General features: G+C 60.8%; 1 protein-coding gene. It reads right to left on the reverse strand.

What is annotated here, in order from left to right:
* Nucleotides 1–250 (reverse strand): autotransporter outer membrane beta-barrel domain-containing protein (locus tag SB751_RS33520; protein ID WP_410749436.1); only part of this gene is annotated, 250 nt, incomplete at both ends.

Consider the following 250-nt stretch of genomic DNA (forward strand, 5'->3'; position numbering starts at 1 on the left):
CGTCGCCATTGGCGCTGTGGAAGGCCCTGCCGACCTGCGTCCCAATGGCCGCCTGAACGGAGTCCATGCTGTCCCCCTTGGCATCCATGCCGTTGTTCAAGCTGAACCGGGACCCCTGCATATGCAAGGCGGACAACTGCCCATACGGCTGGACAAACCATCGATTGTCGAAATCGAACCGACGTCCGCCTTCGAGCGAAACCCCCACACCGTTCGTATTGAAAGAGCCATCGGCGCTGCCACCGTTGCT

It is taken from the genome of Cupriavidus sp. SIMBA_020 (assembly GCF_046535395.1).
GTDB classification, from domain to species: Bacteria; Pseudomonadota; Gammaproteobacteria; order Burkholderiales; family Burkholderiaceae; genus Cupriavidus; species Cupriavidus campinensis.